The sequence below is a fragment of the Rhodococcus sp. P4_E4 genome (genome assembly GCF_056401575.1).
Map to the genome: position 1 here is coordinate 155,725 of NZ_JBFUJB010000020.1, position 13,125 is coordinate 168,849.

Annotated in this window: 11 protein-coding genes; all 11 read right to left on the bottom strand. The window is 64.1% G+C overall.

Features of this window, described 5'->3' with window-relative positions:
• Window positions 1-58: 58 nt before the first annotated feature.
• Window positions 59-2,566: a [protein-PII] uridylyltransferase gene (locus tag AC1DVN_RS22790; protein ID WP_020907284.1), complete on the bottom strand. Its 2,508-nt coding sequence runs from the start codon at window positions 2,564-2,566 to the stop codon at window positions 59-61.
• Window positions 2,556-2,894: a P-II family nitrogen regulator gene (locus AC1DVN_RS22795; RefSeq protein ID WP_003942772.1), complete on the bottom strand. Its 339-nt coding sequence runs from the start codon at window positions 2,892-2,894 to the stop codon at window positions 2,556-2,558. Before AC1DVN_RS22795 ends, AC1DVN_RS22790 begins: the two co-directional genes overlap by 11 nt.
• A 56-nt stretch (window positions 2,895-2,950) precedes the next feature.
• Window positions 2,951-4,210, bottom strand: a complete 1,260-nt coding sequence (locus AC1DVN_RS22800; RefSeq protein ID WP_042450902.1) for an ammonium transporter — start codon at window positions 4,208-4,210, stop codon at window positions 2,951-2,953.
• Window positions 4,211-4,457: 247 nt separating this feature from the next.
• A complete protein-coding gene (gene ftsY / locus AC1DVN_RS22805) occupies window positions 4,458-5,906 on the bottom strand; it encodes a signal recognition particle-docking protein FtsY (RefSeq protein ID WP_195791162.1) in 1,449 nt (482 codons plus the stop codon).
• A gap of 42 nt (window positions 5,907-5,948) precedes the next feature.
• Window positions 5,949-9,536: a chromosome segregation protein SMC gene (gene smc, locus AC1DVN_RS22810; RefSeq protein ID WP_092763629.1), complete on the bottom strand. Its 3,588-nt coding sequence runs from the start codon at window positions 9,534-9,536 to the stop codon at window positions 5,949-5,951.
• A 26-nt stretch (window positions 9,537-9,562) separates the two neighbouring features.
• A complete protein-coding gene (locus AC1DVN_RS22815) occupies window positions 9,563-9,847 on the bottom strand; it encodes an acylphosphatase (protein ID WP_020907281.1) in 285 nt (94 codons plus the stop codon).
• Between the two features lie 5 nt (window positions 9,848-9,852).
• Window positions 9,853-10,776 (bottom strand): SMP-30/gluconolactonase/LRE family protein, encoded by a 924-nt coding sequence (locus AC1DVN_RS22820; RefSeq protein ID WP_092763631.1) that lies wholly within the window; start codon window positions 10,774-10,776, stop codon window positions 9,853-9,855.
• Window positions 10,776-11,228: an OsmC family protein gene (locus AC1DVN_RS22825; RefSeq protein ID WP_020907278.1), complete on the bottom strand. Its 453-nt coding sequence runs from the start codon at window positions 11,226-11,228 to the stop codon at window positions 10,776-10,778. The genes AC1DVN_RS22820 and AC1DVN_RS22825 overlap by 1 nt, the downstream gene beginning before the upstream one ends.
• Before the next feature lie 41 nt (window positions 11,229-11,269).
• On the bottom strand, window positions 11,270-12,139 hold the full coding sequence (gene mutM / locus AC1DVN_RS22830) for a bifunctional DNA-formamidopyrimidine glycosylase/DNA-(apurinic or apyrimidinic site) lyase (protein WP_019747953.1): 870 nt from the start codon (window positions 12,137-12,139) through the stop codon (window positions 11,270-11,272).
• Between the two features lie 8 nt (window positions 12,140-12,147).
• Window positions 12,148-12,921, bottom strand: coding sequence for a ribonuclease III (rnc, locus tag AC1DVN_RS22835; protein WP_019747952.1), 774 nt, complete (start codon window positions 12,919-12,921; stop codon window positions 12,148-12,150).
• A 19-nt stretch (window positions 12,922-12,940) separates the two neighbouring features.
• Window positions 12,941-13,123, bottom strand: coding sequence for a 50S ribosomal protein L32 (gene rpmF / locus AC1DVN_RS22840; RefSeq protein ID WP_007729318.1), 183 nt, complete (start codon window positions 13,121-13,123; stop codon window positions 12,941-12,943).
• Window positions 13,124-13,125: the final 2 nt, after the last annotated feature.

Sequence of the window (13,125 nt, forward strand, 5' to 3'; positions counted from 1 at the left end):
AGCCGCTACGCCCGCACCGATCCCAGCCGATGCGGGCGTAACTGCCGAAACCGGTCCGTCAATCCTCTTTCTTCTTGGGTTGTGGCACCGGAACCACCGCCAGCACCGCCTCCTCGACGCGCTCTCGCGCCGCGCGGGTATCGGCCTCACCGAAGTCGAGGCAGAACGCGTCGACCACCGAGGAACCCAACGTGGCGACCTTCGCCCACCGGATGTCGGCACCACTGTGTTCGAGTGCTGCGGCCAGTCGGCAAAGCAGGCCGACGCGGTCTTCGGTACGCAATTCGAGGATCGCGTGACCGTCACCGGGCGCGTCGAACCAGATGACCCGCGGCGGTGCCTGCGAATAGAGCACCGGAACCGCCGAATCCTTGTTTGTCTGGATCGGGTCGTCCCACTGCTCTGCCCGTGCCTCCTCGTCCTTGGCGTCGAGAAGTTCGAGCAGATTCAGTTCACCGGCCGAAGCGCGGATCAATTCCTGCCTGAGCAGCACCGCCTGCGGCGGTGTGCCGAACCTCGGTGTGACGACAAACGAATTGACCGCCGAACCCGCATGCGACCCCAGCGAAGCGGAATGCACCCGCAACGACTGCAGCGCCAGAACTCCGGCAGCCCGAGACAGCAACCCGGGCGCGTCGGGCGCGATGACGGTCACGACGTAGGTGTGCGGATTCTCGGCCGGAACGAGCGAGACGTGAACCCCGCCATCCTCGGCAATGGCCAACTGCTCGGGAGCGAGTGGATCGGGTTGTGGGAGTTCCTCCCCCGCCATCAGCAAACGGCAACGACGCACGAGCTCACCGATCAGAGACGACTTCCAGTCGCCCCAGACGCCAGGCCCGGTGGCCAGCGAATCCGCCTCCGCCAACGAATGCAGGAGATCGAGAAGCGTCCCGTCCCCTTCGAGTGCGTCGACCACTCGCTGCACCGTTGCCGGATCGTCGAGGTCGCGACGGGTCGCCGTTTCCGGCAGCAGCAAGTGATAGCGCACCATCGCCGTCAACGTCGCGACGTCGGAAGGCCAGAGTCCCAAGCGATTTCCGATCGCGGTGGCCAATTCGGCACCGACGACGCTGTGGTCTCCCCCTCGCCCCTTCCCGATGTCGTGGATCAACGCACCGAGCATGAGCAGATCCGGCCTAGCGACGCGAGTGGTGAATCCGCTTGCATACGCGGCGGTTTCGACCAGGTGGCGATCCACCGTCCACGTATGGACGGCGTCGCGCGGCGGAAGATCGCGAATGGTCCCCCACTCCGGCAGGAGGCGACCCCAGAGCCCGGTCCGGTCCATCGCCTCGATCACCGGAACGGCACGCGATCCCGAACCGAGCACGACCAAGAGATCGTTGACCGCATTTTTCGGCCACGGCTCACGCAGTTCCGGGGCATTGTCGGCCAGTCGATTGAGCGTCGACGCGGAGATCGGCATGCCGTTGGTGGCCGCCGCTGCCGCGACCCGCATCACCAGACCGGGATCCTTCTTCGGCCTCGCATCGCGCGCCAGGACAACTTCGCCGGCATGCTCGACGACGCCCTCGTCCAGTGGTCGCCGCACCGGCGCGCGACGCAGCCGCGACAAACCACGCCGGGGCAAGGAGTTTCCGGCGGTACGGATACCGACGTCCACCGAATAGCTGATGGTGCGCGCCGATTCACTGAGAAGGCGGGCCAGATCGAATCGATCACCGATCCGCAGCGCCGCACCGATTTCGTCGGCGTCCTGCGCTCGCAGTTGATCGCGGGCGCGACCGGCAACGCGGTGAAGTTCGGTGCGCACGTCGAGCAACCGCCTGTGCGCGAGTGCCAGACCGCCGCCGGGCGAGTTGGGTCCCAGCCCTGGCATCCCGTCGGTCAATTGCGCGATGGACAGGGCGTTGAGCAGTTGGACGTCACGCAGCCCGCCACGGCCGCTCTTGAGATCCGGTTCGGCGCGATGGGCGATCTCGCCGCTGCGCTCCCACCTCGTACGGGTCTGGGTGATCAATTCGTCGAATCGGCTGCGGATGTCCATGCGCCACTGTCGACGGACACCACTGATCAACAGGTTGCTCAGCTCCACATCGCCGGCAATGTGGCGTGCTTCGAGCATTCCGAGTGCCGCCGTCATGTCGGTGGCCGCAACCTGAAGCGCCTGCGGAAGCGTCCGCACGCTGTGGTCGAGTTTGATGTGCGCGTCCCACAGCGGGTACCACAGGCTGTCCGCAACCTGGGCCACGACTGCTGGGTCCATGTCGTCGTGCAGCAGAATCAGATCGAGATCGGAATACGGCAACAGTTCGCGTCGGCCAAGACCACCCACGGCGACGATGGCAAACCCACAATCCGGTTTGATGCCCAGTTCGGTCCCCTTGGTGGTCAACCAGAACTCGTGCAGATCGACCAGTGCATGTCGCAGTGAGGGGGCGTCGAGCCTCCTGTTCTTGACGCCTCCGGTGAGTAGGGCCTTGCGTGCGCGGGCCAGGTCCGCAGCTTCGTCGGATCCCCCTGACGAGACCGGCCCTGGCCCCGTCGCTTTCGCGACGGAACCAGGGCCGAGGTTCTCGGACCCTTTCGGGTCAGAGTGCATCGCCACCGCGTTCCCCGGTGCGAACCCGGATGACCGACTCGACTGGCGAGACCCACACCTTGCCGTCACCGATCTTGCCGGTTCGAGCTGCCTCGACGATCACCTCGACGACCTTGTCCACGGCCGCGTCGTCGACGACGACCTCGACCCGGACCTTGGGTACGAAGTCCACGGAGTACTCCGCGCCTCGGTACACCTCGGTGTGGCCCTTCTGTCGGCCGTAGCCCTGAACTTCGCTGACTGTCATACCCAGCACTCCGGCCTGCTCGAGTCCGGTCTTGACGTCCTCGAGCGTGAACGGCTTGACGATTGCTGTGATCAGCTTCATGTGCTCATCCCTTTCCAAACTCTGAAGTGCCTGAATTCACTTTAATCACGTGCTGATCACGCGAGGTCGTATGCGGTCTCTGCGTGTTCGGTCTCATCGATGCCGCGTGCCTCGTCCTCGGCCGAGATTCGCCAGCCCAGGGGCTTGAGTGCGAAGCCGATGATCGTCGTCAGAACGCCGGTGAAGACGAGTGCTGCGAGTGCGATCACGATCTGAACCACCAGTTGCTTGTAGTCGCCGCCGTAGAAGAGGCCGGTTGCGGTGCCGAAGAATCCGATACCGATCGTGCCCCACAGGCCGGAGACAAGGTGCACGCCGACGACGTCGAGCGAGTCGTCGAAGCCGAAGCGGAACTTCAGGCCGACTGCGAGAGCGGACAGGATGCCGGCTACGGCGCCGAGGAAGATGGAACCGACCGGGTTGAGCGCACCGGCAGCAGGGGTGATGGCGACCAGACCGGCGACCGCACCGGAAGCTGCGCCGAGGCTGGTGGCGTGACCGTCACGAATACGCTCGGTGGCGAGCCAGGCCAGGACTGCGGCACACGTCGCGGTGGTCGTGTTGACCCAGGCGAGACCGGCGTTACCGTCGGCGGCGAATGCCGAGCCGGCGTTGAAGCCGAACCAACCGAACCAGAGAAGTGCTGCGCCGAGCATCACGAAGGGCAGGTTGTGCGGACGGAAGGCGGTCTTGCCGAAGCCGAGACGCTTGCCGACGATGAGGGCGAGGACCAGACCGGCCATACCCGCGTTGATGTGAACGACTGTGCCACCGGCGAAGTCGATCGGAGCGACGTTGGCGACGGTGACTCCGTCGTCGTTGACCGTGGTGCCGAAGAGCTTTGCCGCGATGCCGTCCTCGGAGCCCGAGAGGAGTCCGCCGCCCCAGACCATGTGTGCGAGGGGGAAGTAGACGACGGTGACCCAGATACCCGAGAACAGGAGCCAGGTGCCGAACTTGACCCGCTCGGCCAGGGCACCACTGATAAGGGCGGTGGTGATGATCGCGAATGTCACCTGGAACGCGATGTCGATGACGTTGGGGTAGCCCCACGCGCCGGCGATGAAGTTGCCGTCAGCATCGGTGATGCTGTTCTTGAGGCCGAAGAACTCGAACGGGTTGGCAAAAATGCCCCCGATGTTCTCGGTGCCGTAGGACATCGACCATCCCCACAGAACGTAAATGACGCCGATGACGGCCATGGCCCCGAAGGACATCATCATCATGTTCAGGACGGACTTGGACCGAGACATCCCGCCGTAGAAGAAAGCGAGGCCGGGTGTCATCAGCAAGACCAGAGATGCAGCCATCAGCATCCATGCGGCGTTACCGGAGTTCGCCAACAAATCGTCGGTACTCACTTACTACCTCCTAGTCGCACGTGCCGGGCAGCACGTCGTTAAGGAGAAGAGTGCTGGGCTGGTGTTTCGTCCATGGCGCTGTCGCGTTTCGCAGACGTGAACCAATTGCCCAACTTTGTTGCAAACAGGTTTCGCCAGGGGGTTCTACCGACCCTGTGCGCCTTTTCGGTAGTTCGCGCTACCAAAAAGGCGCACGGGGGCGTCAGCCCAGCAGGGCGTCGACGAACGCACCCGGCTCGAAGGGCGCCAGGTCGTCGGCACCTTCACCGAGACCGACCAACTTCACCGGCACACCCAGTTCATGCTGAACCTGGAAGACGATTCCGCCCTTGGCGGTTCCGTCCAGCTTGGTCAGTACGACGCCGGTGATGTCCACGACCTCCGCGAACACTCGAGCCTGCGCCAGTCCGTTCTGGCCGACCGTCGCATCGAGAACCAGCAGAACGTCGTCGACCGACGCCTTCTTCTCGATGACCCGCTTGACCTTGCCGAGCTCGTCCATCAGACCGGTCTTGGTGTGCAAACGGCCGGCGGTGTCGATGAGGACCACGTCGACGCCGTCCGCGATGCCGCGAGAGACCGCGTCGAAGGCAATCGCAGCGGGATCGCCACCCTCCTTGCCACGAACAACTTCAGCGCCGACACGCTCGGCCCACGTCTGGAGCTGATCGGCAGCGGCCGCGCGGAACGTGTCCGCGGCGCCGAGCACGACGCGACGACCGTCGGCGACGAGCACGCGAGCCAGCTTGCCGGTGGTGGTGGTCTTGCCGGTTCCGTTGACGCCGACGACGAGCAGAACAGCCGGGTGATCATCGTGCGGCAACGCGCGGATGGAGCGGTCCAGTTCGGGACGCAGCTCGGCGATCAACACCTCACGCAGGAGCGCGCGGGCGGCAGCCTCGGTCCGGACGCTGCGGGCCGCCATCTGCTCACGAAGCTTCGTGACGACCTTTTCCGTGGTCGCGGAGCCGAGGTCTGCGATGAGAAGGGTGTCCTCGACTTCTTCCCACGAGTCCTCGTCCAGATCGCCGCCACCGAGCAGACCGAGCAAGCTCTTGCCGACCGCTGACTGCGAGCGGGAGAGGCGCCCGCGCAGTCGGTCCAACCGACCCTCGGTCGGGTCGATCTCGTCCAGCACGCGCGGTGCAGGCTCGACGGGTTCGGGAACTACGACAGGTTCGGGAACTACGACGGGCTCGGGTACGACTACAGGTTCGGGAACGACAGGTTCTTCGACAACAGGTTCTGCTACCGGTGGTTCTTCTACGACCGGCTTTTCGATTACCGGCTCTTCGACAACCGGTTCCTCGACAACAGCGGGTTCATCGACAACCGGCTCCTCGACGACGGCCGGCTTCTCCGCAACAGGTTCTTCGACGACCGGTTTTTCGACGACAGGCGGCTTCTCCGCGACCGGCGGCGTCGGAACCACCGGAGGTGGCGCCGTTGCCGTCGAGCCTTGACTGAAGTTGAACCCGCCGCCGGCCTTGTAACCGCCTGACTTGTCCTTCTCGGGGGTGCCGAGCTCCGGCTTCGTCTCGGGCGCCTTCAGCGACACCTGCCCCTTGCGGTAGCGCAGGAATCCGGCAACGAGAACGACGAGTAGTACGGCCGCTACAGCCGCGATGATGATCCAAGCCTGGGTAGTCACCGGCCCATTGTTTCAGGCTCCGACCCGGAAAGTGAGCAGGGCTTACGTCGAGGCCATGTCTTGACCGCGAAGTCGCTGCGAAATCACGGTGGTGATGCCGTCGCCGCGCATGCTGACTCCGTACAACGCGTCGGCGATTTCCATCGTCGGTTTCTGGTGAGTGATCACGATCAACTGCGACTTCTCCCGCAATTGTTCGAAGAGTCCGATCAGCCGCCGCAGGTTGGTGTCGTCCAACGCCGCCTCGACCTCGTCCATCACGTAGAACGGGGACGGGCGTGCCCGGAAGATCGCGACCAGCATGGCCACCGCGGTCAAGGACTTCTCGCCGCCTGACAGCAACGACAACCGCTTGACCTTCTTACCGGGCGGACGCGCCTCGACTTCGATGCCTGTGGTCAGCATGTCCGACGGATCGGTGAGAACCAGTCGTCCTTCTCCCCCGGGGAACAATTTCTCGAACACGCCCACGAACTCACGCTCGACGTCGGCATAGGCCTCGGTGAACACCTGCAGAATTCGTGCGTCCACGTCTGCGACCACAGCAAGAAGGTCCTTGCGTGCGGTCTTGACGTCTTCGAGCTGAGTGGAGAGGAAGGTATACCGCTCCTCGAGAGCTGCGAATTCCTCGAGCGCCAGCGGATTGACCTTGCCGAGGGTGGCGAGGTCTTTCTCCGCCCGCTTCGCGCGCCGTTCCTGAGTCGCACGATCGTACGGAAGCGGAGCGGGGGCGGTTACCTGCTCGCCGCGCTCCTTGGCCTGCTCGTACTCCTCGATTTCGAGAGCGGTCGGCGGCAGTTCGACGTCGGGTCCGTACTCGGCGATCAGATCATCGAGGCCGATACCGTACTGATCGAGGATCGACTCCTCGAGTTGTTCGATGCGCAGCGCTGCCTGAGCCTTCGCAACCTCGTCGCGATGGACAGCGTCGGTGAGTGAAGCGAGCTGTCCGGCCAGTGCCCGGACGATCTCGCGGACCTGATCCAGCTTGGCCGTGCACTCGGAGCGGGCCCGAGCCAACTCGTCGCGATGAGCAAGAGCTGCAGCGACGACGGCCTCGAGTTCGGCCGCCACGCGCTGCCCCGACTCGGCGACGGCAGCTGCAACCTCCGCAGCGTGCGCTCTGGCGCGCAGAGCCCGCTCGGCGCGAATTCGTGCCTCTCGTTCGGCAGCAGCGGCGCGGCGAAGCGAATCAGCCTTTCCGCGTACGGATTCCGCACGTTCTTCGGCGGTGCGCACGGCAAGGCGAGCATCCATTTCGACTATGCGCACTTCGGCCAGCGCTGCTGCGGCCATTTCGCGATCGGCAGCGGTCGATTCCGCACCGTGTCCCGGTGCACTGCCGTCGGTTTCGGCCACACGCAGACGTTCTTCCAGGTCCGCCAGCTTTGTCAGCGACTCACCGCGGCCCTCCTCGGCACGCACTCGCTGGGCGGTCAACCGCTCGGATTCCGCGTGGGCGACTCGTGCTGCCTGCCCCAATCTGCCCAACTGCTCGTAAATGGCGGACATGGCGGCGTCCGACTCGTTGAGCGCCGCCAAAGTCTGCTCCGCGGTCTCGCGTCGAGCGGCCTGTTCGGCCAGAGCGCCGGACAGCGCCGCGTCGAGTTCCTCGGATCGGCTCTCCGTTGCCGCCAGTTCCGCTGCTGACGCGTCGATCGCCGCCTGTACCTCCAGCGTGCTGGGTTGCCGATCCGAGCCACCGATCATCCACCCCGAACCGTGCAGATCGCCGGAACGGGTCACTGCACGAATTCCCTTGTGGTCAGCAACAACTCGAATCGCGTCCTCGAGGGTCTCGACCAGGACAACGCCATCGAGTATTGCGGTCAACCCCGCACGCAACTCGTCAGGGCAGTCGATGACGTCGACGGCAGGACGACTGCCCGGTGCGATCTCGGCCTCGCGTTTGATCACCGGTTCACCGCTCACGATCAGCGACGCACGCCCACCGTCCTGATCGGCCAGCGCTGCAACAGCGGAGCGAGCAGAGTCCAGCGACTGCGCCACGACGGCGTCCGCCGCCGGCCCCATCGCGGCAGCGATGGCAGCTTCGTAGCCGGGTTCGACGTGAATCAATCCGACCAGCGAGGTGATGCCGTCGTCGCGCCGATGTTCGAGCAGCCAGCCGCCACCGTCCTTGCGCTGCAAGCCCATCGACAGCGCCTCGACGCGCGCACGGAGCGAAGCTATGCGTTGCCCGCTCGTCTTTTCTTCCTCACGAAGTTCTTCGACACGTGCGTCGATCATCTCGAGAGCTTCGACGGCGCGTTCATGATTGGTGTCGAGGCCTACTTCACCGGCGTCGAGGTCCCCGATGCTTTCCTGCACCGTGTCGAACTCGGCTTGTGCGGCATCCCCACGCAGACGAGCCTCGTCGATGGCCTCGGTCAGTCGCGAAACTTCCGCGTCGACGGATTCGACGCGGGTACGCAAAGTGTCGACCTGACCGGAGAGTCGAGCAAGACCTTCACGGCGGTCGGCGACGGCACGAACTTCCGCCATGTGCGCCCGTTCCGCTTCTGCTGCAGCATCTTCGGTGGCTGCCAGCTGGTCCCGAGCAGCTTCCGACGCCGCTCGCGCGATTTCGACGCCTTCGAGGAGTTCGGCCTCCTCGGCCGCAAGACGTTCGGCGCGCGCTTCCATCTCGTCCGGGTCCTGGCCGCGGTTGCCGACGGGTTCGGAGTCGAGATGTCGTGCACGCTCGCGGGCGATGCGCACGGTGGCGTTGACTCGTTCGGCAAGCGCGGAGAGCTGGAACCAACTCTGCGCTGCCGCTTCCGATCCCGGAGTCAGACGAGCGAGAGCTTGCTCCTGGCGCCCGAGTTCGAGGTTGGCCTCGTCGAGCGCGGACGCCACCTCGTTGTGCTGTTCGCGGGCCGCTTTCTCGTCCTGCGCCTGGTCGTTCAGTTGGGTTCGACGGGTCACCAGGTCGTCAGCGGCCAGCCGCATCTTGGCATCACGCAGGTCAGCCTGGACCGTCTGTGCTCGCCGAGCAACCTCGGCCTGGCGTCCCAGCGGTTTGAGTTGCCGACGCAGTTCCGCGGTGAGGTCACTGAGTCGAGCGAGATTGGCCTGCATGGAATCGAGCTTGCGTACCGCTTTTTCCTTGCGGCGGCGATGTTTGAGGACTCCCGCGGCTTCTTCGATGAAGGCGCGTCGATCCTCGGGGCGGGATTCGAGGATCGCGGCGAGCCGTCCCTGCCCGACGATGACATGCATTTCGCGGCCGATACCGGAGTCGCTGAGCAGTTCCTGGACGTCCATCAGACGGCAGGACGAGCCGTTGATCTCGTACTCCCCCGCGCCGTCGCGGAACATCCGGCGCGTGATCGACACCTCGGAGTACTCGATCGGGAGCGCGCCGTCGGCGTTGTCGATGGTCAAGGTCACCTCGGCGCGGCCCAGCGGCGCGCGGCCGGAGGTGCCGGCAAAGATGACGTCTTCCATCTTGCCGCCGCGCAGAGCCTTGGCGCCCTGCTCGCCCATCACCCAGGTCAACGCATCGACGACGTTGGATTTACCCGAGCCGTTCGGCCCGACGACACAGGTGATCCCCGGCTCGAACCGAAGAGTCGTTGCCGACGCAAAGGATTTGAATCCCTTGAGTGTCAGACTCTTGAGGTGCATGGGGGGAAACTTTACCGCCAAACCGGTCAGCGTTCGACGAACCCTGTCAGGTCGCCCCTGGCGGGGTCCCAGCTGTCGACCACGAGATCCACCGTGCCCGGTGTTGTTCCCGAGCGAAGCAACTCCAACAATTTCTCGAGCTGCGTGCGTTCGCCTTCCGCCACGACGAGCACTCGACCGTCACGCTGATTCGACGCATATCCGATCAACCCGAGTTCGAGGGCGCGGGCCCTGGTCCACCACCGGAACCCGACGCCCTGAACATATCCGTGAACCCACGCCGTCAACCGCACAGGCGGTGTCTCAGTCATGACGTTCAGCCCGCCACACGTTCGAGACGGTGGACGTCGCCGAGGAAACCGGTGGTGTAGAGCGAGTTGGGGTCCCAGCCCGGGCCGGCACCGAACTTCACCGCGGATGTGAACGGCAGACCCGAGGCGATCTCACACGAAGATCCCGAATCCGGATCGACGCGAACAACTTTGCCGCCGACATTGAATGCGACGTACAACGCGCCGTCCGGTCCGACGGTCAGATCGTCCGCCATGTTTGCCGGACCGAACCCGGGGAGCGTGATCGTTCGCACCGGCCCGCCCAGATCGTGTGCGTCGAGGACGTGGACCGCGGTCACCATGTCGAAAGTGGTCGTCACGTAGATCGTCGAACCGGAGCGTGCGAGGCCGTCGACGGTGCCGAGATCCTCACGAACGATCGAACTGGTTCCGTCACTGTCGATGACCGTGAGCCCCGGCCGGGTCAGGGTGCGAGCTGTGAGGAAACGGTTACCGTCCAGCGGCACAAGCCCGTTCGGCATCACCAGACCGTCGGCAATCGTTGTCACCGATCCGTCTGCGACGTCGACCTTACGAAGGCTGCCGTCGGCGATTCCGAACAGACCCGAGACAGTCGAGTTGCCCGTGGTGAAGTACACGGAACCGTCACGCGCGACCAGCCCTCCAGGTCCGGTGACATCACCGACCAAAGTTGTCCGTGTTCCGTCCGGCGCCACTTTCAGCAGTGCACCCGGCCCGATCAGAGCCGACTGCGACAACACCATCGATCCGCTGCCGTCGAATTCGAGATTCTCGAGCATTCCGGCACCAGTCGTCACGACGCTCGACGTCCATTTGCCGCAACCACCGTCCGAGCCGTCGGCCGGGACCGATGCCTGTGCCGGAGCACTCACCGCCACAACGGAACCCAGTGCGATCGCAGCGACAACACTGCCGGCGCGGGACATCAGGCTTCCGTGTCGAACGACAGCGTGACCTTGGTTCCGGCCTTGAGAGTGCGCCCCACCGTGCACACCTTGTCGACGGAACGCTCGACGAGAGTGATGAGGCGCTGCTGCGCTTCGGCATCCAACTCACTGAGGTCGAGTTCGAGAACCTCGTCGAGCTGCGGGTAGACCTCGTTTTCACGATCGGCGGCACCGGACACTCGAACCGTCGCGTCGTAGTTGTCACCGAGGCGGCGAGAGATCGGGAAGTCTGAGCTCATCCCGGTGCATGCAGCCAGTGCAATTTTGAGGAGTTCGCCGGGCGTGAAGACTCCTGGCACCGATTCGGAGCCGATGAGAACCTCTGCGCCACGCGAACTCTTGCCGGTGTAGAGGCGGGTTCCTGTGCGTTCCACCCAAAGCTCCGTGTGAGCTGGGGCGGTTGCAGTGTTGTCTGGAGTCTGTTCAGCCATGACGCAATCTTGCCACTCCGCCGAACCGAAGGGGCGGAGACCTAGGCGATTCGCCGTGCCCTCGGGGTCGGCTGACACCGCGGGCAACTGAACGACGATCGATTCATGAACTTCTCACGCTTGATCGGCGCGCCGCATCGCGGGCACGGAAGATTCTCCTGCCCGTACGCCGACAGCGACCGGTCGAAGTAGCCCGATTCCCCGTTGACGTTCACGTACAGCGCGTCGAAGGACGTACCGCCCTGATCGAGCGCCTCGCCCATCACCGAGTGCGCCGCGGTCAACAGTTCTCGAAGTTTGGGCCTGGTGAGCGATTCGGCGATTCGGTTGCCGTGAATCTTTGCACGCCACAATGATTCGTCGGCATAGATGTTTCCGATTCCGGAGACCACTGTCTGGTCGAGAATCGCCCGCTTGATCTCGGTGTGCTTGCCCCGCAGGACTTTCACGACGGATTCGAGATCGAACGCAGCATCCATGGGATCGCGAGCGATGTGCGCCACCGACTCGGGCAGCATCGTTCCGTCGACCTCGACGAGAGGTGAAATCGACCAGCCACCGAAGGTCCGCTGGTCGACGAATCGAAGATCAGCCCCGGAATCGAGGGCCAACCGAATGCGTAGGTGCTTTTCCCAGTCGACTGTCGGGGGTTGGACCAACATCTGTCCGCTCATCCCGAGATGAACCACCAGTCCGACACCGGCAGGCTCGAGAACCAGCCACAGATACTTGCCGCGACGCTCTGCCGAAGCGATGGTCTGCCCGGTGAGTTGGCCGATCAAGTCCTCGGAACCGAGAATGTGGCGCCTGATCGCGCGGGGATGGAGGACCTCGACGGCCTCGATCGCCGCACCTACAGCATGAGACTGTAGGCCGCGGCGAACGACTTCGACTTCGGGAAGCTCAGGCAAGAGTGAACTCAGCCGGCGAGATCAGACGGGTTGTCAGCAGCGACTGCGCTAGCAGCGGCATTCTCCGACATCGTCTTCCATGCCGAACTTGCTGCCTTCTGCTCGGCTTCCTTCTTGGAACGACCGACACCGACGCCCAAGGGCTTGCCACTGATGAGAACTGTGGCCGTGAATTCCTTGTCGTGATCGGGTCCGGTAGCGGTGATCTCGTAGACGGGAACTCCGGCACCGTGTTCTGCGGTCAGTTCCTGCAGACTCGTCTTCCAATCCAGACCCGCGCCGAGAAGCGGTGCGCGAGTGAGTAGATCGTCGAACAGATCGAGAACAACACGTCTCGCAGTATCGATGCCGTGCTGCAGGTGTATGGCGCCGAGAATCGACTCCATACCGTCGGCGAGGATGGACGGCTTGTCACGGCCGCCCGTCATTTCCTCGCCCTTACCCAGCAGCAGGTGAGCTCCGAGTCCACCTTCACCCAGAGTCCTGGCAACCTCGGCGAGTGCATGCATGTTGACCACGCTGGCACGAATCTTCGCCAGATCACCTTCGGATTTGTCAGGGTGGGACAGATAAAGATTTTCGGTCACCGTGACGCCGAGAACGGAATCCCCGAGAAATTCGAGGCGCTCGTTCGTGGGCAGACCGCCGTTCTCGTACGCGTACGAGCGGTGCGTGAGAGCCAGGGTCAGAAGACCGGGCTCTATATCTACGCCGACAGCGGCGAGGAGCTTGTCGTGATTGCCCTCGCCGCCGGCGGCTGAAACTGTATTTTCGCTCGTCATAGTCTTTCTCCGGGGAGAACTAGACAGCAGCGGTTACCTGGCGGCCCTTGTAAGTACCGCATGACGGGCATGCGATGTGGGGAAGGGTCTGCTCGCCACAGCCACGGTTGGGGCAGGTAACGAGGGTGGGCACAGTGGTCTTCCACTGGCTACGACGCGACCGCGTGTTGGATCGCGACATTTTGCGCTTGGGGACAGCCACTT

What these genes read in the sequence shown, in the direction of transcription:
- AC1DVN_RS22790 (WP_020907284.1), bottom strand. Translation starts at nt 2,566, where the DNA reads ATGCACTCTGACCCGAAAGGGTCCGAGAACCTCGGCCCTGGTTCCGTC.
- smc (WP_092763629.1), bottom strand. Translation starts at nt 9,536, where the DNA reads ATGCACCTCAAGAGTCTGACACTCAAGGGATTCAAATCCTTTGCGTCG.
- AC1DVN_RS22800 (WP_042450902.1), bottom strand. Translation starts at nt 4,210, where the DNA reads ATGCTGATGGCTGCATCTCTGGTCTTGCTGATGACACCCGGCCTCGCT.
- rnc (WP_019747952.1), bottom strand. Translation starts at nt 12,921, where the DNA reads ATGACGAGCGAAAATACAGTTTCAGCCGCCGGCGGCGAGGGCAATCAC.
- AC1DVN_RS22820 (WP_092763631.1), bottom strand. Translation starts at nt 10,776, where the DNA reads ATGTCCCGCGCCGGCAGTGTTGTCGCTGCGATCGCACTGGGTTCCGTT.
- AC1DVN_RS22815 (WP_020907281.1), bottom strand. Translation starts at nt 9,847, where the DNA reads ATGACTGAGACACCGCCTGTGCGGTTGACGGCGTGGGTTCACGGATAT.
- AC1DVN_RS22795 (WP_003942772.1), bottom strand. Translation starts at nt 2,894, where the DNA reads ATGAAGCTGATCACAGCAATCGTCAAGCCGTTCACGCTCGAGGACGTC.
- AC1DVN_RS22825 (WP_020907278.1), bottom strand. Translation starts at nt 11,228, where the DNA reads ATGGCTGAACAGACTCCAGACAACACTGCAACCGCCCCAGCTCACACG.